General features: G+C 70.4%; 17 protein-coding genes. 8 read left to right on the forward strand and 9 right to left on the reverse strand.

Annotated elements, in window-relative coordinates; genetic code table 11:
- Positions 1-101: 101 nt before the first annotated feature.
- The 4 genes from ACZ48Z_RS20420 (at position 102) to ACZ48Z_RS20435 (ending at position 4130) form a co-directional block, all read left to right on the forward strand.
- Entirely contained in the window at positions 102-1016 is a 915-nt protein-coding gene (locus tag ACZ48Z_RS20420; RefSeq protein ID WP_468737252.1) for an SDR family oxidoreductase, read from the forward strand.
- Positions 1017-1087: 71 nt separating this feature from the next.
- Entirely contained in the window at positions 1088-1885 is a 798-nt protein-coding gene (locus ACZ48Z_RS20425) for an SDR family NAD(P)-dependent oxidoreductase (RefSeq protein WP_468737253.1), read from the forward strand.
- Between the two features lie 57 nt (positions 1886-1942).
- Positions 1943-3217: an MFS transporter gene (locus ACZ48Z_RS20430; RefSeq protein WP_468737254.1), complete on the forward strand. Its 1275-nt coding sequence runs from the start codon at positions 1943-1945 to the stop codon at positions 3215-3217.
- Positions 3218-3434: 217 nt separating this feature from the next.
- A complete protein-coding gene (locus ACZ48Z_RS20435) occupies positions 3435-4130 on the forward strand; it encodes a L,D-transpeptidase family protein (protein ID WP_468737255.1) in 696 nt (231 codons plus the stop codon).
- Between the two features lie 29 nt (positions 4131-4159).
- On the opposite strand, the gene ACZ48Z_RS20440 is transcribed toward ACZ48Z_RS20435, so the two are convergent.
- From ACZ48Z_RS20440 to ACZ48Z_RS20455, 4 genes are read right to left on the reverse strand one after another with little or no spacing between them, the layout of a single operon-like run.
- Positions 4160-5362, reverse strand: coding sequence for a Gfo/Idh/MocA family protein (locus ACZ48Z_RS20440; protein ID WP_468737364.1), 1203 nt, complete (start codon positions 5360-5362; stop codon positions 4160-4162).
- Positions 5363-5388: 26 nt separating this feature from the next.
- Entirely contained in the window at positions 5389-6732 is a 1344-nt protein-coding gene (locus tag ACZ48Z_RS20445; protein WP_468737256.1) for an ABC transporter substrate-binding protein, read from the reverse strand.
- A gap of 31 nt (positions 6733-6763) precedes the next feature.
- Complete coding sequence (locus ACZ48Z_RS20450; RefSeq protein WP_468737257.1) at positions 6764-7690, reverse strand: carbohydrate ABC transporter permease; 927 nt, start codon at positions 7688-7690, stop codon at positions 6764-6766.
- 16 nt (positions 7691-7706) lie between these two features.
- On the reverse strand, positions 7707-8672 hold the full coding sequence (locus tag ACZ48Z_RS20455; RefSeq protein ID WP_468737258.1) for a carbohydrate ABC transporter permease: 966 nt from the start codon (positions 8670-8672) through the stop codon (positions 7707-7709).
- A gap of 167 nt (positions 8673-8839) precedes the next feature.
- Between ACZ48Z_RS20455 and ACZ48Z_RS20460 the strand changes: the two genes are divergently transcribed.
- Both ACZ48Z_RS20460 and ACZ48Z_RS20465 read left to right on the forward strand, forming a co-directional pair.
- Positions 8840-10000 (forward strand): ROK family protein, encoded by a 1161-nt coding sequence (locus ACZ48Z_RS20460; RefSeq protein WP_468737259.1) that lies wholly within the window; start codon positions 8840-8842, stop codon positions 9998-10000.
- A gap of 99 nt (positions 10001-10099) precedes the next feature.
- Positions 10100-10285 carry a hypothetical protein gene (locus ACZ48Z_RS20465; RefSeq protein WP_468737260.1) on the forward strand — a complete coding sequence of 62 codons (186 nt, stop codon included), beginning with the start codon at positions 10100-10102 and terminating at the stop codon, positions 10283-10285.
- Between the two features lie 436 nt (positions 10286-10721).
- Here ACZ48Z_RS20465 and ACZ48Z_RS20470 read toward each other — a convergent pair whose 3' ends face one another.
- The gene (locus tag ACZ48Z_RS20470; RefSeq protein WP_468737261.1) at positions 10722-12089 is read right to left on the reverse strand and encodes a S1 family peptidase; all 1368 of its coding nucleotides are present in this window, start codon (positions 12087-12089) and stop codon (positions 10722-10724) included.
- Positions 12090-12439: 350 nt separating this feature from the next.
- Here ACZ48Z_RS20470 and ACZ48Z_RS20475 point away from each other — a divergent pair, with 350 nt between their 5' ends.
- A complete protein-coding gene (locus tag ACZ48Z_RS20475) occupies positions 12440-12820 on the forward strand; it encodes a PPOX class F420-dependent oxidoreductase (RefSeq protein ID WP_468737262.1) in 381 nt (126 codons plus the stop codon).
- 94 nt (positions 12821-12914) lie between these two features.
- On the opposite strand, the gene ACZ48Z_RS20480 is transcribed toward ACZ48Z_RS20475, so the two are convergent.
- The 4 genes from ACZ48Z_RS20480 to ACZ48Z_RS20495 all read right to left on the reverse strand — a co-directional run bounded on the left by ACZ48Z_RS20480 (position 12915) and on the right by ACZ48Z_RS20495 (position 17611).
- Positions 12915-15659, reverse strand: coding sequence for a hypothetical protein (locus tag ACZ48Z_RS20480; RefSeq protein ID WP_468737263.1), 2745 nt, complete (start codon positions 15657-15659; stop codon positions 12915-12917).
- Between the two features lie 168 nt (positions 15660-15827).
- Positions 15828-16133: a hypothetical protein gene (locus ACZ48Z_RS20485; RefSeq protein WP_468737264.1), complete on the reverse strand. Its 306-nt coding sequence runs from the start codon at positions 16131-16133 to the stop codon at positions 15828-15830.
- 184 nt (positions 16134-16317) lie between these two features.
- Entirely contained in the window at positions 16318-16731 is a 414-nt protein-coding gene (locus ACZ48Z_RS20490; RefSeq protein WP_468737265.1) for a Zn-ribbon domain-containing OB-fold protein, read from the reverse strand.
- Between the two features lie 190 nt (positions 16732-16921).
- On the reverse strand, positions 16922-17611 hold the full coding sequence (locus ACZ48Z_RS20495) for a TetR family transcriptional regulator (RefSeq protein WP_468737266.1): 690 nt from the start codon (positions 17609-17611) through the stop codon (positions 16922-16924).
- 130 nt (positions 17612-17741) lie between these two features.
- Here ACZ48Z_RS20495 and ACZ48Z_RS20500 point away from each other — a divergent pair, with 130 nt between their 5' ends.
- Positions 17742-18605 carry an ATP-grasp domain-containing protein gene (locus tag ACZ48Z_RS20500; RefSeq protein WP_468737267.1) on the forward strand — a complete coding sequence of 288 codons (864 nt, stop codon included), beginning with the start codon at positions 17742-17744 and terminating at the stop codon, positions 18603-18605.
- The last annotated feature ends 11 nt before the right edge of the window (positions 18606-18616 follow it).

Below are 18616 nucleotides of genomic sequence, written 5' to 3' on the forward strand. Positions count from 1 at the left end.
GTGGGTGACGCCGTACAAAACACGACAGAGGTTGTCCGACTTCCCCGTCATGCTCGAACCGACAAGCCACAGGCGACATCGGGCACAACGGGAGGTCGGACATGTCACAGCCGCTGGAGGGCAGGGTCGCGCTGGTCGCCGGAGCGACAAGGGGAGCCGGACGCGGGATCGCCGTGGAGCTGGGGGCGGCCGGTGCCACCGTGTACGTCACCGGACGCAGCACCCGGGCCCGCCGCTCCGAGTGCGACCGCCCCGAGACCGTCGAGGACACCGCCGACCTCGTCACCGCGGCCGGCGGCCAGGGCATCGCGGTCCCCACCGACCACCTGGACCCGGCACAGGTCCGCGCGCTCGTCGCCCGCGTCGCCGACGAGCAGGACCGCCTCGACGTCCTCGTCAACGACATCTGGGGCGGCGAGCACCTCTTCGAGTGGGACAGCCCGGTGTGGGAGCACGACCTCGACAACGGACTCAGGCTGCTCAGGCTCGCGGTGGAGACCCACGCGATCACCAGCCACCACGCCCTGCCCCTGCTGCTGCGCCGCCCCGGCGGCCTGGTCGTCGAGATGACCGACGGAACCGACGCCTACAACCGCGGGAACTACCGCAACTCCTTCTTCTACGACCTCGCCAAGACATCCGTCCTGCGCATGGCCTTCTCCCTCGGCCACGAACTCGGCCCGCGCGGCGCCACCGCCGTCGCGCTCACCCCCGGCTGGCTGCGCTCGGAGATGATGCTCGATGCCTTCGGAGTAGGCGAGGACAACTGGTACGACGCCCTGGACCGCGTCCCCCACTTCGCCATCTCGGAGACCCCGCGCTACGTGGGCCGCGCAGTGGCCGCGCTGGCCGCCGACCCGGACGTGGCCCGCTGGAACGGCGCGTCCCTCGACAGCGGCTCGCTGGCCCGGACGTACGGCTTCACCGACCTCGACGGCAGCCGCCCCGACGCCTGGCGCTATCTGGTGGAGGTCCAGGACGCGGGCAAACCGGCGGACGTGTCGGGCTACCGCTGATCCGGCACGTCTCGCGCCGGTGCGCCGGCGCTCCATCCACGCCTGCCGGCTCAGGGACTACGTTCGGTCGCATGACACACACCAACCGCTTCGAGGGACACGGAGTTCTCCTCACGGGCGCGGCGCGCGGCATCGGCGCCGCCGCGGCCCGTCGCCTCGCCGAGGAGGGGGCGGCGGTTCTGCTCACCGACCGGGACGGCACCGTCGTCGAGGAGACCGCCGCTGGTCTGCGTGAACAGGGCCTGTCCGCGCGGGCGTTGGCGTGCGACGTGGCGGACCGTTCGGCCATCGAGGCGGCCATCGCCCACGCCGTCGACGCGTTCGGCTCGCTCGACGTGCTGGTCAACTGCGCCGCCCGGTGCACTCCCGAGACCCCCCGCTTCGAGGACGACGCCGACGACGAGTGGGACCGGGACCTCGACGTCACCCTCGGCGGACCGTACCGCTGCTCGCGCGCCGCGCTCCCGCACCTGGCCGCCTCCGGACGCGGTGCGATCGTCACCATCGGTTCCGTCAACGCCCTCCAGGACTTCGGCAACCACGCCTACAGTGCGGCCAAGGCGGGCCTCGGCTCTCTGACCCGCACCCTCGCCGGACACGCGGCCGCCCGCGGGGTACGCGTCAACATGGTCGTCCCGGGCACGGTCCGCACCTCGGCCTGGGAGGGGCGGGAGGACGAACTCACCGCGATGCGACGGCTGTACCCGCTCGGCCGGGTCGGCGAACCCGAGGACATCGCCGCCGCCGTCGCCTTCCTCGCCTCCCGCGACGCCGCCTGGATCACCGGCACGACCCTGGTGGTCGACGGTGGCCTCACCGCGGTCAACACCGGGTTCCACGCGACGGTCCATCCATTTAGAGGCGCTTAAAGGTTGCGGTAGATCTTTTCACTTGTCCTTCGTGGATCTCTCGGGCAGCGTTCTCGTGTGCCGATACCCCCTCCCGCGTCCCCCTGGCGCACCGCCGACTTCCGCACCTTGTTCGCCGCCAGCACGCTCAGCCAGCTCGGGGCGAACGTCAGCTATGTCGCGATACCCCTGACCGCCGTCGTGGCCCTGGACGCCGACCCGGGTCAGGTCGGCGCCCTGGCCACGCTCAGCACCCTGGCGTTCCTGCTCATCGGGCTGCCCGCCGGAGCCTGGGTGGACCGGATGCGGCAGCGCACGGTGCTCGTCGGGGCGGACCTGGCCCGCGGGGCCCTGTTCGCCTCCGTCCCGATCGCCTGGTGGACGGACGCGCTCACCCTCGGCCAGCTGTACGCGGTCGTCCTCCTGAGCGGCTGCGCCACCGTGTTCTTCGACGTCGGCTCGCAGAGCTTCCTGCCCCGGCTCGTGGACCGTGCGGCCCTCGTACCCGCGAACACCGCCATGGTCGGACTCCAGGCGGCCGGCACCATCGCCGGACGCAGCGTGGGCGGCGCCCTGGTGCAACTGCTCACCGCACCCGTCGCCGTCCTCTGCGCCTCGCTCACCTACTTCGCCTCGGCCGTCCAGCTCGCCTTCCTCCGCCGCGAGGCCGCCGCACCCGTCCCCGTGCGCGGCACGCCCCTGCGGGCCCAGATCGCCGAAGGGCTGCGCCACGTCTTCGGCAACCCGGAGCTGCGCGCCCTCGCGCTGACCGCCGCCCTCACCAACCTGGGCATGCAGACCGTCAACACCATGCTCCCGATCCTGTTCGTGCGCGAACTACGCCTTCCCGCAGCGGCGTTGGGCGCCTTCTGGGCGGCCGGCGGGGTCGGCCTGCTCATCGGCGCCCGCTGCGCCCGCCCGCTCGCCGGGCGACTGGGATACGGCCGTACGCTCGGCCTGGCCGGTGCGGTACTGGCACCCGCAGCACTGCTCGTGCCGCTGATCGGCCGGGGCCCCTGGCTGTGGCTCGCGGGCGCGGGCTGGGTGCTGGCCCTCTTCAAGACCGGCACGGACAACGTCCTGGGCGTGAGCCTGCGCCAGCGCATGACCCCGGACGACCTGCTGGGCCGTATGAACGCCACTTTCCGGTTCGTGCTGACCGGATCCCTCGCGATCGGCGCCGCACTGTCCGGCCTTGTCGGTGAACTGGCGGGAGTACGCGCGACGTTGTGGCTGGGCGGCGCCCTGATCGCCGTGGCCTTCCTGCCGGTGTTCCTGTCGCCCGTCCGCTCACGGCGCCACCTCCCGGCCCAGCGGGCCGTGATGCCCGAGCAGGCACCGGCACCGAATTGATCGCGCCGATCACCCCCGGCGCGGACCTGTGTGATCAGCCACAACCGTGGACCGCGCTGCGTCTCAGCCGGCACCCGGCGGGTAGCCTCGCCTCGCGACCCGGGTGAACGTCGAGGTTTGTCACCGTTTCGTCGCAGCGTGCCCGGCGGTACAACGAACACGTGCGGACACCGGTCTAAAGGGCAGAGATCGCAGAACCGTACTGAGGAGACAGGCCATGGGGGACATACGCAGACGGGGTGCCATCGCACTCGGGATCACCGGACTCGTCGCACCGCTGACGCTCGCGCTGGGCGCCGCGCCCGCACAGGCGGCGAGCTGCACCACGCAGGCGGGGCCGTACCAGAAGCAGGTGGAGAAGTTCCTCGGCCGACCGGTCGACGGCAGGCAGTCCACCGCCGACTGCAAGGCGATCAAGGCCTTCCAGACCAAGCACGGCATCACACCGAACATCGGCTACGCGGGATCCGTCACCTGGGGCGTGATGGATCTCATGAACAAGCAGAAGGCCGTCGGCAGCAACCCCAACAGGGACGGCAAGTGCCCGACCAACAAGGGCCGCATCGCCTGCGTGAACCTCACCCTCCAGCTGAGCTGGATCCAGGACGGCAGCCGGCTCGTCTACGGCCCGGTCCCGGTCCGCACGGGCCGTGACGGCTACGAGACCCGCACCGGCCTGAAGAAGATCTACTGGCGTGACATCGATCACGTGTCGAACATCTACAACGTGCCGATGCCCTACAGCCAGTTCTTCGACGGCGGCCAGGCCTTCCACTCGGTGAATCTCAGCATGTGGAACCCGCCCGGCTCGCACGGCTGCACCAACATGACGCCCAAGGACGCCAAGAAGTACTGGTCCCTCCTCAAGACGGGCGACGACGTCTTCGTGTACGGCCGCAAGCCGGGCACCTGAGACAGCAGGCGCCCGGCGTGACGCCGGCGTCACGCGTCAGGCGCGTCTCCGAAGTCCGGGATCTCCAGCCTGGCTCCACCCTGCCGCGCCGAATCGTGCGCGATGATGCCCGGCAGGGTGTAGCGGGCCGCCACCCAGGCGTTGACCGAGGGCAGCGACCTGGTGTTCACCGCGGTCACGAAGTCGTCCACCAGGAAGTGGTGGCTGCCCTCGTGACCGTTGTGCAGGTTGTCGAACGCCCGCGGCAGCCGTGCCCGGTCGTGCACCGGGGCCGAGCCCGAGGTGAACGCGGCCCGGAGTTCCGGCGCGATGTGCTGAAGTGACGGGTCGTCAGGAGACATGGTGGGCTTGGGCTCAAGGAGCTCGCTGATGTCCTTGACGCCCTTCTTGTCCTGCCAGAAGGCGACCGTGGCGAGCTGCTCCATGCTCGCCTCCGTCCCGAAGAACCGGAAACGCGACTCCCGGATGTGGGACGGATAGCCGACCCGCCGGAACTCGTTGGTGCGGAACGACCCGCCGCCCGCCACCTCGAACAGCGCGGTCGCGTTCGAGATGTCGTTGCCGAACCGGCTGACGTCCTTGTCGAACACCCCGTCCCCGCGGTCGTCGACGACACCGATCGCCGACACGCTCACCGCGTGCGTCTGCCAGGCGCCCAGCACCCCGCCCACCGAGTGCGTGGGGTAGAGCAGCGGGGGATAGCTGGCGGTCTCCTTCCACTTCTCGCCGCCGCTGTACTGGTACGCCTCGTAGAACCCGAGGTCCATGTCGTGGACGTAGTCGCCCTCGGCGTAGAAGAGCCGCCCGAAGGCGCCCTCGGCGATCTGGTTGCGGGCGTGCACGGTTGCCGGGTTGTACTGGCTGGTCTCGCCCATCATGTACGTCAGCCCGGTCGCCCGGACCGCGTCGATGATCGCCGCGATCTCCTCCGTGGTGATCGCCATGGGGACCGCGGAGTACACGTGCTTGCCGGCGTTCAGGCCCTGGAGCACCAGCGGGCCGTGCGTCCAGCGCTGGGTGAAGATCGCGACCGCGTCGACCTCCTGCGCCTCCAGCATGGCCTCGTACGTGGGGAAGGTGCCGGCCAGTCCCTGCGCGACGGCGAGCCGCTCGGCCCGTTCGGGCAGCAGATCGGTGACGTAGACGTCACCGACACCGGGGTGGGCCTGGAACAGCGTGGCGAACTGGCCGGAGAACTGGCCGGCGCCGACGATGCCGATCGAGAACGTCATGACGTGCGTGCCCTTCGGAGGAGAGATCACTGGGAGAGGATCAGGTTGATCTGGTCGTTGGTCCGGTCGAGGCTGGTCACCGACCTGCCGTTGCCGAAGATGTCCTGCATGGCGGGATGCATCAACGCGTACACGTCCGCCGCGTAGTTGGTGATGGGGTAGGAGAAGGTGGTGAAGTCCTTCTTGTCGGCGATCGGCTCGGTGAAGGCCGTGACGTCGATGCCCTTCTTCTTGTAGGCGGCCACGGCGGCGGCGGTGCCGTCAGGGGTGGCCGGGAAGACGATGCCGTAACCGCCCACCGTCTTCTGGCACTCGTTCGACGACAGGTACTTCACCCACTTGCGGGCGCCTTCCTTGTTACGGGCGTTCTTGGTGATGGAGTCGGCGAGGCCGTTCATCATGGTGGCGCGCTTGCCCGTGGGGCCCACGGGCGTGACGGCCGTACGCATGTCGAGGCCCTTGAAGCCGGCGTACGTCGAGATCATCCAGGCCCCGTCGAAGGCGGTTGCCGCCTTGCCGGCCGCGATCTGGGTGTTGGCCTGGTTGGACTGGGAGTTGTAGTCCGTGAAGGGTGCCATGTAGCCCTTCTTGGCCAGGCCGAAGTACCACTTGATGACGGACTGGAACTTCGTGCTGTCGTACCGGTACTTCGTGCCCCACCGCTTCTCGTCGGTGTAGTTCCAGCCCGCGGAGGCCGCGAAGGTGCTCCACTGGGTCTGGCCGTCGCCGTCCCCGCCGCCGTTGGTGGCCAGGCCGTACACCTTGACGCTGTTCTTGTCGAAGCCGGGTTCGTCGCCCCGCTTGCCGTTCCTGTCGACACTGAGGTGGGCGATGGCCTTCTCGAAGGTGCCGCCGTCCTTCGGGTTCCACGACAGGTCGTTCAGCTGCGCGGCCGTGAGCCCGGCGGCGTCGGCCAGCTTCTTGTTGTAGAAGAGGGCGACGGTGTCCCAGTCCTTCGGGGCGCCGTAGCGGTGGCCGTCCTGGCCCATCCAGTTGGCCGCCAGGCCCGGCTGGTACGCGGAGTCGTCGACGCCCAGGTCGTCGAGCGGTTCGAGGACCTTCAGGTCGGCGAACTGGCCGAACTTCTGGATGTGGTCGGTGAACACGTCCGGCTCGGTGCCCGCGATGAAGCTCGCGGTGAGCTTGGTCCAGTAGTCGTCCCAGCCCAACTGGGTGATCTTCACGTGGAGTCCGGGGTTCTGCTTCTCGAAGTCCTTGGCGCAGGCCTGGTAGGCGGGCTGCTGGTTGGAGTCCCACAGCCAGTAGGTGACCGTGTCCGACCCCGAGCCCGTCGTACCGCCCTGCGCGCAGCCGGTCAGCGCCACCAGGCCCAGCGCGAGGACGCCGGCCAGCCGGGTGTGCGGTCGCATCCGTCGTGTCCCAAGTCGCATGCGTGGTCCTCTACTTGATGCCGGTGAAGCTGATGGTGGACACGATGCGGCGCGCGAAGAACCCGAACAGCGCCAGCATCGGCAGCGCGGCGATGAGCGTCGCCGCCATGAGGCCCGACCAGTCGACGCCGGTCTGCGGGGTCTGTGCCCGGAAGATGGCCAGCGCCACGGTCAGCACGCGTGAGCTGTCGCTGTAGGACACCATCAGCGGCCAGAAGTAGTCGTTCCAGGACGTGATGTACGTCAGCACGGCCAGCGTGAGGACCGGCGTGGACGCCATCGGCAGCAGCACCCGGAAGAAGATCCGCACCTTCCCGGCACCGTCGAGCAGGGCCGCCTCCTCGACCTCGCGGGGCACGTTCATGAAGAACTGCCTCAGGAAGAACACCGCGAACGGCGTCATGAACATCGTCGGCAGCGCGATGCCCAACAGGTTGTCGATCAGGCCGAGTTCCTTGATGAGCACGAAGTTCGGCAGCAGGGTGAAGATGGTCGGCACCATCAGTCCGGCCAGGAACAGCGCGAACATCTGGTCGCGGCCCCGCCAGCGCAGCCGGGCGAACGCGTAGGCGGCCATCGCGGAGAAGAAGATCTGGCAGGCGGTCACCAGGGTGGAGACGATCACCGAGTTGAGCAGGTAGCGCCAGAACTTCAGTCCGCCGCCCGCACCGCCCTGCGCGATCGCGTCCTTGGTGGACTCCAGGCCCAGGGCGCGGGCGAACCCGGTGCCGGTCAGGCCCACCGGCAGGGGGTCGGAGGCGTGGGCGGCGAGCCCTGAGTTGGTGGACAGCGCGGTGCGCAGGATCCAGTAGAACGGCAGCAGGGTCACGAGCATGATCGCGCCCAGCGCCGCCCAGGCCAGGACCCGGCCGGGAGTGAGGGGACGGCGCCCGGTGGACCGTACGCGTGTCGTCGTGGTGGTGGCAACGGCAGCCATGTCGACTCCTTCCCGGTCAGCCGAGGTCGGTCTGACCGGCTCGGGTGAGCCGGTACTGGAGGAAAGTGATCGCGCTCAGCACGACCAGCAGGGCCACGGACATCGCGGAGGCGTAGCCGAACTGGAAGCGCCCGAAGGCCGATTGGTAGATGTAGAACTGGAGCACGTTGGTGGCGTTCGCCGGGCCGCCCGCGGTCGTCACGGCGACCGTGTCGAACACCTGGAACGAACCGATCACCGTCATGATCAGCACGACCGCGAGGACCGGCCGCAGCAGCGGCATGGTGATCCGCCAGAACATCCGCCACTCGCTCGCGCCGTCCACCTTCGCCGCCTCGTACATGTCACCCGGAATGGCCATGAGCCCCGCGAACAGCAGCAGCGCGGTGTAGCCGACATGCCGCCACACGTTGATCAGCGCGATCGTCGGGATCGCCCAGGTCTCGTCGGCGAGGAAGGGGATCCGGTCGAAGCCGAGCCCGGCGATGATCTCGTTGCCGATGCCGAGCTGGTTGTCGAGGATCCACAGCCAGACCAGGCCCGCGACGACGTTCGACATCAGATACGGGGTGAGCACGATTCCGCGCAGCACCGCCGACTGCGTCAGGCGCTGCAGCAGAACCGCGATGGCGAGGGCGGACATGGTCTGGACGCCGATGTTGATGACCACGTACTCGACGGTGACCTTCAGCGAGTCCCAGAAGATCGGGTCGTGGACCATCCGGTCGTAGTTGGCGAGGCCCACCCACTGTGCCGGGGTCAGCAGGTTGAAGCGGGTGAAGCTCAGATAGATGCCCCGCAGCGTCGGCCAGAGCAGGAAGACTACGAACCCCACCAGGGCCGGCGCGATGAACACCGCGGCGAGCCGCCCGTCCCCCCGGCTGTGACCGCCCCCGCTCCGATCGGTCCTCGATGGGGCCCGTGCCCCCTCCGCGCTGCCTGTCGGCAGGCGCGACGGGGGACTGCTGGAGGCGATCGTCATCGGGAGACTCCCTTGTCTGCGGCGGCTCATCCTCGACCACTTACTTTTGTGGCGGAAGAATCCAGGCGTCAAGAGGTGCGCAGATATCTTTTCAGGCCGAAGCTGCAGCCCTAGCGTGACGGTGTTGCTTTCGCGATGAAAAGAAATCGTGTGGGAGTCTGACCTTCATGACCGCAGTTGCCGCCAGCTGGCTACCCCTGAGCACCGGTGAACGCTCGGTGGCGATCGAGGTGCTCGTCCACGGGCCCCTGTCACGCACCGAACTCGCCCGCCGCCTCGACCTCTCCGCGGGCAGCCTCACCCGGCTGACCAAGCCGCTCATCGAGTCGGGCCTGTTGATCGAGGTCCCCGAGGCGGGCACCCCGGCCGAGGTGCGCCAGGGGCGGCCCTCGCAGCCCCTCGACGTCGTCGCCGAGTCCCGGTCCTTCATCGGCTTCAAGATCACCGAGGACATGGTCTACGGCGTCGTCACCACCCTCAGGAGCGAGATCGTCGCCCGTCACGACCGCCCCCTCGCCGACCACGACCCCGCTCGGGTCGCCGACCTGCTCGCGGAGATGACCGCCGAACTGGCCCGCACCTCTCCGCGACTCGCCGGCATCGGCATTGGGGTCGGCGGACTGGTCCAGGAACGTGCCGTGGTCGGCGAGTCCCCGTTCCTGCACTGGCGGGACGTCCCCCTGGGCGAACTCGTCGAGGAGCGCACGGGGGTGCCGGTCGTCGTCGAGAACGACGTCTGCGCCCTCGTCGAGGCCGAGACCTGGTTCGGCGCCGGGCGCGGGCTCGACCGCTTCGTCGTCCTCACCATCGGCGCGGGCATCGGCTACGGCCTCGTCCTGGGCGGCCGGCGCGTCCCCAACGCCGAGGAGGACCGCGGCTTCGGGCGGCACTGGATCATCGACCCCAACGGCCCGCTCACCCCCGACGGCGCCCGCGGCAGCGCCGTGTCCCTCCTGGCCATCCCCAGCATCCGCTACCAGGTCCGGGCCGCCACCGGCCGCGACCACACCTACGAGGAGATCCTCGCCCTCGCCGCGGCGGGCGAGTCCATGCCCGCCCGCGTCATCGACGAGGCGGGGCGTGCTCTCGGCGTCCTGGTCGCCCAGATCGCCAACTTCGCCATGCCGCAGAAGATCCTGCTCGCCGGTGAGGGTGTCGGGCTCATGGACGTCGCCGGCAAGACCGTCGAGGACACGATCCGCGCCCACCGGCACCCGCTGGCCGCCCCGATCGACGTGGAGACCAAGGTGTCCGACTTCCACGACTGGGCCCGGGGAGCGGCCGTGCTGGCGATCCAGGTGCTGGTCCTGGGTGTGGCCGAGGTGTGAAGCAGCCGTGCTCCTTGACAGAACGACGTGATCAGTAACACGGTCCGATATGCCCGTTTCTTCCGTGATCGCTCACGGTGCCTTCACTTCCTGAACCGTATGCTTCACACCATGTGCACCACTGTTGAACCCGTTACCGATCGATCGGCCGACGAGGTCAACGAGGAGATCCGGGCCCTGTGGCGCCGGGCGGGCGGGACACTGAGCGGCGAGCAGCGCGAGGAATACCAGCGTCTCGTCCTGGAGTGGGCCCTCGCCGCTCCTCATCCGGCCCAGGCGGTCTGACAGTCCCGTTCGGCGGGACTCCGCCGCCTTCCCTGGGCATCCTCCAGGGAAGGGGCACTCTTCTCGCGCTGGCCTCAGCGGTCTGCCACCCCGGGCGGCTGCGCCTTCCGCCCCTTCGAGCGCTTCAGGCGCTGCTGGTCGGAGCAGGCGCAGCCCTCGGGCTCATCCTTTATCTCCTCGCCGCCCAACGGCAGTTGGGCGGCGGTCGCCGTCGTGCGGGCCTCGCTCTATCCGGCCCTTCCCGTGATCCTCGGACTGGCGCTGCTGCACGAGAGGCTCAGCACGAGAGGCTCAAGGGGAAACAGCCGGCCGGACTTGTGGGGGCGGCCCTCGCCACGGTGCTGCTCAGCCTGGGATGACAGCGGGGACACCCCAGGCCTCGGGGCGTCCCCAGCTCGGATACCCCCCGCGCCAGACGTCTCCGCCCCAGGCGTCCTCAGCCCCAAGTCGCCGAGTAGTACCGCTGATAGGCCCTGCGGTCCTGTTCCGAGCGGATGTACCGCGTCGCCACCAGGGCGATCAGGCTTCCCCCCACGACCAGCAGACCGGGCCCGATGTTCCGGGTGTCCGTGAGCCGGCTCAACAGAGGTGTGCCCGGCGCCCCCTCGACCGCCGCCGAGGAACCGGGAGAAGCGGCGCCCGGAGCAGCCGAGCCCTGCGCAGAGGTGGCCGACGGCGCGGGAGACGGTGCGCCGGCCGCGGCCGGGTTCGACACGAGCAGCTTCACGTTGAGCGCCGTCAACGCCGTGGACACCGGCTCGAAGAACGTCGTACCGCCCTGCTTGCAGTCACCGCTGCCGCCCGAGGTGATGCCGAGCGCGATCCCCTCGGAGAACATCGGGCCACCGCTGTCCCCGGGCTCGGCGCACACGTTCGTCTCGATCAGCCCGGTGACCGTGCCCTCCGGGTAGTTCACCGTCGCGTTGAGCGAGGTCACCTGGCCGTCGCGCAGTCCGCTGGTGCTGCCGCTGCGGAACACCCGCTGGCCGATGGTCGGATCGCCCGCGCCGGTGATCTGCACGCCCTTGCCGTTGCCGATGAACACGACGCCCGCGCCGTCGCCCGCCTTCCCATTGGCGTACTGCACCAGGGAGAAGTCGTTGCCCGGGAAGTTCTGCGTGACCGTCTTGCCCAGCTGGTTGGTGCCCCCGGTGTCCGAGAACCAGATGGAACCGGTGGGGCCGCAGTGCCCGGCGGTGAGGATGAAGTCGCTCTGACCGTTCGTCACGTTGAAGCCCGCCGAACAGCGCCCACCGGTCGACAGGATCGGCTGCGCCCCGTTCAGCCGGGGCGTGAACGTGCCTTCGGCGCGCTCCGTCTTCACGAAGCCGCCGATGCCGTCCGCGACCTTCGTCATCGCGGACCAGTCGGAGGCGGAGACGGTGCTGTCGCCCTGCACCACCACCTGATTGGTCCGGTAGTCCATGGACCAGGCGGTACCGGCGACCCGGGGCGCCGAACGCAGCGTCTTCGCAGCCGACTTGAGATCGTCCATGCTGTGTTCGACGACCTTCGCCACCGCGCCCGCGGTGCGCACCTCGGCGGCCGCCTTCTCGTCCGTGACCGCCACCACCGGCTTGCCGTCGGAGCCGATCCAGGTGCCGGCCGTACGGGAGCTGCCGAGCCGCGCCACGAGATCGGCCCCGGTCTGCCCCGCCTCCATGGCGTACGTGCGCGGCGGGACGGTGGTGGCGGGAGTCTCGCTCGCGACGGCCCGCGTGACCATCGTCCCTCCCAGGAGGAGTCCGCCGACGGCCGCCAGCCGTGCCACTCGCCGGACGACCCGTCGTCGTGCGTGCCTCATGCATGGCTCCCGAACCCGAACAAGCGGTGACTGCACCGCAGGGCCCTCTGATCGTTGAGTGCCCTCCTTGCATACGTGGCCCGGGCCGGGCGCGTTCACGGCATCGCGGTGATCCTGTGCCGGAAGATCTTGCCGAGGTGTCCCAACCAGCCATGTGCGGGCCCGTGTTGGCCTGATCCGGGCACATGCCGGCGCATCCGGGCTCAGCAGGGCGCGTCACCCGGTACGGGCACATGCGTGGCCGCGGTGCCGGGTTCCGCTGTCGGACTCCAGGTCACGCCGCCGCTCCCGTGACGGGCGTCGCGCACCTCACCTGTGCCGGCCGGGCGCGTCTGCATAGACTTCCCGCCATGGACAACACCCCGCTGGACCGGCTCGGCGCAGGCAAATACCTGCTGCTCACCAGCTTCCGCAGGAACGGCACCGCGGTTGCCACCCCCGTCTGGGTGGTCCGCGACGGGGAGGCGCTCGGCGTCTGGTCGGCGGCCGACGCCTGGAAGGTGAAGCGGATCCGGGCCCGCGCGGACGTCCTCGTCGGCCCCTGCGATGTACGGGGCAACCCGACCGGTGACCAGATCCCGGCCACCGCGGAGATCTGCGACGCGGGGACCACGGCCCGTTACCGGCAGCTCCTGTCCCGCAAGTACGGCATCCTCGGCCGGCTCACCCTTTTCGGCAGCAGGCTGCGCCGGGGCCTGGACGGAACGGTCGGGATCCGCGTCACGCTGTGAGAAACGGGGCCCGGTCGGACCGGGCCCCGCTCAAGAGGGTGATCATGAACCGTCGTACGGGACGGCCTCTACCGCCGGACGTACGACACCGGACTCACGGCCGGTCGAGCACCGTCCCCGTCAGCACCGGCCTGCCGGGCAGCGGGTTGTCGTAGTAGTCGGTCAGCGCGAGACGCGTCGACTCGGCCGGCTCGGCCACCTGGTCGCGGACGGTCGGCACGACGAAGTCGGCGCTGGTGGTGCCGGCCGGGATCTCCAGCCATACCCACAGGTTCGCGCCGGACAGCGGCCGCTCGGGGTCGGGCGCCTCACCGGAGGCATCCGCCAGCCACTGCGGGTCCACGTCCTTGGTCGACAGTTCGGTTCCCCCGGTGACCGGGAGCACCCGGACGGGCTGCGTGACGGCCACGGACGCGGCCTTGTCGAGGGTCAGCCGCCAGGTCAGCGACTCGCCCTCGGTCACCCGGTCCGCGACCGGCGTCATGGTGACCACCGGCTCCGGATCGTCGTTCTCGACGGTGACCCCGCCCCGGACCTTGCCGACGACCGCGTTGTGAACTGCCTTGACGGCGATGTCGTGGTCCGCGTCGTCGCCGTAGACCGTGTCGCCCTTCACGACGACCGGTACGTCGATCGCGTCGCTTCCGGGCCGTACCGTCACGACGCTGTTGCGGGTCCGGCCGCTGTCCGGGTCGAAGACGTACACGCGGACCTGGCCGCTGCCGTGCCCGGAGATCTTGACCGGGATCCGGTAGGTGCGGGTGCCCGAGTCGCCTTCCTTGACGGTCGCGCGGCCCACGTCGACCCGCGGCAGCGCTGCCGCCTGCACTGCGGGAGTGCCGGGAGCCCAGCCCCAGGCGTCCATCAGCCAGGCCTGTCCCGACTGCGAACGGGGCGTCAGCACAAGGGACTTGACGTGCCTGAGGTCGAGCCCGGCACGGGTGGCCGGCGCCAGCGGGACACGCAGTTCCTGCGCCCAGTAGGAGGCGGTGCCGGCGGAGCCCGGCAGTCCCGCCACCTCGGCCCGGCCCAGCGTGGCCCGGCGCCCCGAGGAGTCGGTGACGGACACGTCGAACTTCGTGCCGGTGGTGTTCGGCGGGACGAAGACCCGCAGGGCGAGCTTCTGGGCGCCTTGCAGCGAGAGCGGCCGGGCCGCGGTGACGCGTGCGGCCGTCCCCGGCGCGGACCACTTCAGGGCCACCGCGCTGCGGCCCGTCTCCTGACCTGTCTCCCATTGCGCGAAGTGCGGTGACGATCCGGGGGTCTCCGGGTTCAGACAGGCCACGGCCGGGTCGGGGTCGATCGCGGAACACAGCCGGGCACCGGTCACCTTCACCCCGCCGTCCGGCAGGAAGCCGCCGCTGCGGCGACCGCCGACGGCGTGGGTCAGCACCCGGGCCGGGTCGGCGGACGGGGCCCGCTTGCCGGAACCGTCGAGCAGCGGACGCGCCCGGTCGTCACCGGCGAGGAAGAGCCGGGCCGCGGTCGCGATGTACGTGGCGCCCGCCTTGTGCTGCTGGGCGGCGGTCAGCCGGGTCGCGGCGCCCGGCGAGCACACCGGGTCCGGCTGCTGATCCGGGTCGGTCCAGAAGTCGTCCTCGGCCGGAGCCTTCGCCTCGCCCGGGGTCCACTCACTGTTGAAGAAGTTGTGGTTGGCGCCGACCACGTAGACCGCGCTGTGCAGCGCGGCGCCCCTGCTGATCCCGCGCGTCCCGTCGACGAACGTCTCGCCCTGGAGGTCGGACACGTCTCCGTCGCAGCCCGGCAGCAGCGTCACGGACGGCACGTCGGCGACCGGATTCTGGCCGAAGATCGTCGGTCCGATGAGCACGGTCCCGCGCACCTTCCAGCGCACCGGGCCGCGATAGCCGTCCTCGGCGGCCGGGGGCGGGTAGAGGCTGTCCATGGCGGCCCGGTTGACGCCCTCACCGCCGCGGGAGTGGCCGACGAGCAGGACCTTGGAGAGGTCCGCCTTCGGTGCCTGGCGGACGACGGCCGGGGCGGTGGAGGGGTGGGCGGCCCAGTCGGCCCAGTGGGCGAGGTGCTGCCGTACCAGCGAGGAGCGCGCCTGCGCGCCGGCGTCCTCGGGCTCCCAGTCCTGGGCGTTGATGCCGTTCGCCGAGATCGACACCGTCACATAGCCCTGGGAGGCCAGCAGTTGCTGGTCGCGCAGGTAGCCCAGGTAGCTCGGGATCGGCTTGTAGCCGTCCGCGCAGGGCCAGTCGCCTGTCACGTCGTCCTCGGAGCCCGGCTTGTAGCAGGTGGAGTGGCGGCCGTGCAGGAACAGCGCCAGCGGCCGGCTGCCGGTCGCTCCCTTCGGCGCCACCACCTCGGCGCGCATCTCGACGGGGGTGGCGAACCCGGGCAGGCGCACCGGGGCGAGTTCGTACTCCCCGGTGACCGTGCGGTACGAGCCGGGCTTGCCCGGATCAACGCTGTTCGCGGGCGCTTGAGCGGGGACATGCGCCCCGCGCGGGCCGCGCTCGGCCGTGTCGTCGGCCGCGTCCAACCGGCGTCCCGCGGCCGTCACCTGCAGGTCGGCCAACCGGGCCGGACGTGCCGTGTCGAGGGCGAGCCGGAAGGTCCGCCCGTCCTTCGCGGGTTTCGGCACCCCGAGCAGCCGGTCCCCGGTACGGAACTCGACACGCGCGTCCCCCATGGGCACCGCCGTCGGCGCACGCCAGACCAGCTGACGCGCCCCGCTCTTCCCGTCGATCCGCCACCCCGGCGGAAGTCCGCTGTCGTCCGTCGCGCTCAACAGTCCCGCGTGGGCCGGCTGTTGCGCCTGTGCCAGTCCGGGCGAGCCCGCCAGGGCCGCCACCACCGCCACGGCGGTCACACATATTCGCCGGGCACGGATCAATGGTTCTCTCCTCAAGACCCCGTGCGCAGACGTCCCGTCGGTCCCGGGCGTCTCTCGCGTCACGTAGGACGGGAGCGGGGCGTCTGTGGGTTGTCTGTGCGTGGGGCTTGGTTGCGCCACAACGGCGTGATCAAGCCAGGGCGTTCATGGGGACTGGCGCGTCACCGGACAGGGGAAGCGCTGTCCATCAGCCGAACTCCCCACCTCCGCGCGGCCGTCGTCGGCACCGGCCACCGCGTCCAGCTGTTCACCCGGGCTCTTGCCGTCCGCCCCGGACACCGCGTCGTCGCCCTGTGCGATCCCAGCCCCACCCGCATGGCCTTCCACAACCGGCTGCTCACCGAGGTGGGCGAACCCACCGCCGCCCAGTGGGAGCCCGAGCACTTCGCCGACCTGCTCGCCAAGGAGGGCGTGGACGAGGTCGTCGTCACCACCGTCGACGCCGAGCACGACCGCTGCATCGTCCCGGCCCTGAAGGCGGGCTGCCGGGTGACGGGACGGCGCCCTGGCGCTCGGCGTGGGTCTCGCCGCCAACCGGTGCTTCGAGACCGGGCAGCCGGTCAGGGTGCGGGACCTGATTCCCGGGGCATGGCGAGCGGTGAAGTCCCGCAACCCGCAGCGGAGTTGACGTTCGTCAGCTCCAGGCGCGGTAGGGCTCGTCGAGCAGCTGGAAGACCGGCTCGGCACGCACCGGGTCCTTGGCCGTCGACATCCGCACCCGGTCACCGCTGTGGATCGCCGCGGGCGGACCCATGACCCGCCCCCGGACGACGAAGCCCTCGGCCAGCTCGATCAGTGACACGTTGCGCGCGGCGGGGGTGTTGCGGTTCACCACCGTGGAGTGGCGGACCGTGCCCACGCCCTCGCTGCGTTCCGTGCGCAGATCGCCGCCCTGGCAGACCGGACACAGCAGGCGGTGGTACATCGCTGTGGCGCACCAGGTGCAGCGCTGGAAGAGGATCGCGTTCGTGGCCGGGGCGACGGGATCGAGCACGCCCGTCGCGGAGCCGACTGCCGGACGAGCAATGCTTGCTGAGTGGTGGTACACGCTGGTCAACTCCCTGCGCTCGACCGGAATCCCCCGTGCGCGGGTCACCGGGCACGGACGTGCGCGCGGCTCTCCGTGCCACCGTGCACGGCGTCAGCGTATGGCACTCAGTGCCGGGAGTAAAGGTACTGGGTACCCTCCATTTTGGACGGATGCAGTGGCTCACCCGGGAGTCCGGCCGGGGCGCGACTCACACGTCGTCGAGCGTGGACTCGATCTCCTGGACCACCCGCCACAGCGGGGCACCGCGGCGGGAGACGATCACCACCACGTCCTCGGGCCGTTCGACGGCGGCCGGCGCGGCGGGCTCCCCGAAGGCCGTCTGCACATAGCCGAGTGCGTGCTCCACCGCCTGTTCGGCGTCCCCCTGGCCGTCCGAGCGCAGCCAGGAACGCAGGGCGTTGTTGTGCGCCGCGGCCACGGCGGCGGCGATCACATCGGCCCGGAGCGTCCCGTCGTGCAGGCCCTTCAGGCGCCCGCGCAGGTACTCGGCGAAGGACCGCTCGTAGCGCCACACCACGGACAGCTCGTAGGCGCGCAGGCCGGGCACCTGCTTGGTGAGGCGGTAGCGCTGCACGGAGAAGGTCGGGTTCTCGGTGTACATCCGCAGGACCAGCCGCACCGCCTCGCAGACCCGTTCGAGGGGGTCGCACGCGGGGTCGCTCGCGGCCAGGAAGGCCGTCATGTCGGTCAGGCAGCGCTCGTGGTCGGGGAAGACCACGTCCTCCTTGGAGGGGAAGTACCGGAAGAACGAACGGCGTCCGACTTCGGCGAGCGCGACGATGTCGTCGACGGTGGTCTGCTCGTACCCCCGTTCCAGGAACAGCTGGAAGGCGGCCGCGACCAGCGCGTCCCGCATGGGGGGCTTAGTGGAGCTCATGGTCGCGAACGTAGCACCTGGACCACTCGTATGGCACTGGGTGCAGTGCGAGAGGGAACTGAGTGCTGTTTGCGTTGCCCGGTGGGGTTTGGCCGCATACGATCGGCTTCCGCCCACCGAGGAGCCCCGCATGCCCCGCCGTCCCGCCCTCCTGTACGTGACCGACCTGGCCTACCCGGCCCGCGGGCGCCGGTACTGCGACGAGGACATCTTCCTCACCTCGCGGCTCAGGGAGGAGTTCGACCTCGCCCTGTGCCATCCCCTGGATGCCGCCGCGCTGGCGGACGGCTTCGACGCCGTCGTCGTCCGCAACAGCGGGCCCGTCCTGGGGCACCAGGAGGCGTACGACGCGTTCCGCGAGCGTGCGCTCCGGGTCGGCACGCGCGTGTACAACCCGCTCTCCGGCAAGGGTGACATGGCCGGCAAGCAGTACCTGCTCGACCTCACGGCCATGGGCCACCCCGTCATCCCCACCGTCGACCGCGCCGAGGACCTGCACCGGCTGCCCAGGGCTGACCGGTACGTCGTCAAGCCCAGGCTCGGCGCCGACTCCATAGGCCTGCGGGTGGTCCCCGAGCACGAGGTGCGCGACCACATCGACGGGCACGTCCTCGTCCAGCCCTGGGTCGACTTCGCCTACGAGGTGTCCTTCTACTTCGTCGACCACGACTTCCAGTACGCCCTGTACGCCCCGCACGCCGACCGGCGCTGGGATCTGGAGCCGTACGAACCCACCCCGGACGACCTGGAGTTCGCCCGGCGCTTCATCGACTGGAACGCCCTTGGCCACGGCATCCAGCGCGTGGACGCCTGCCGGGCCCCGGACGGCGCACTCCTGCTGGTCGAACTGGAGGACCTGAACCCGTACCTGTCCCTGGACGCCCTGGACGACCGGGGCAGGGACGCCTTCGTCAGCGCGATGACGACCTCGCTGCACAGGTTCCTCGCCTCCGGGAACACCGGTGGCCCGGCCCCCACGCCCGCACAGCGCTGAACTCCCGGCCC

It is taken from the genome of Streptomyces sp. NPDC031225 (assembly GCF_055570355.1).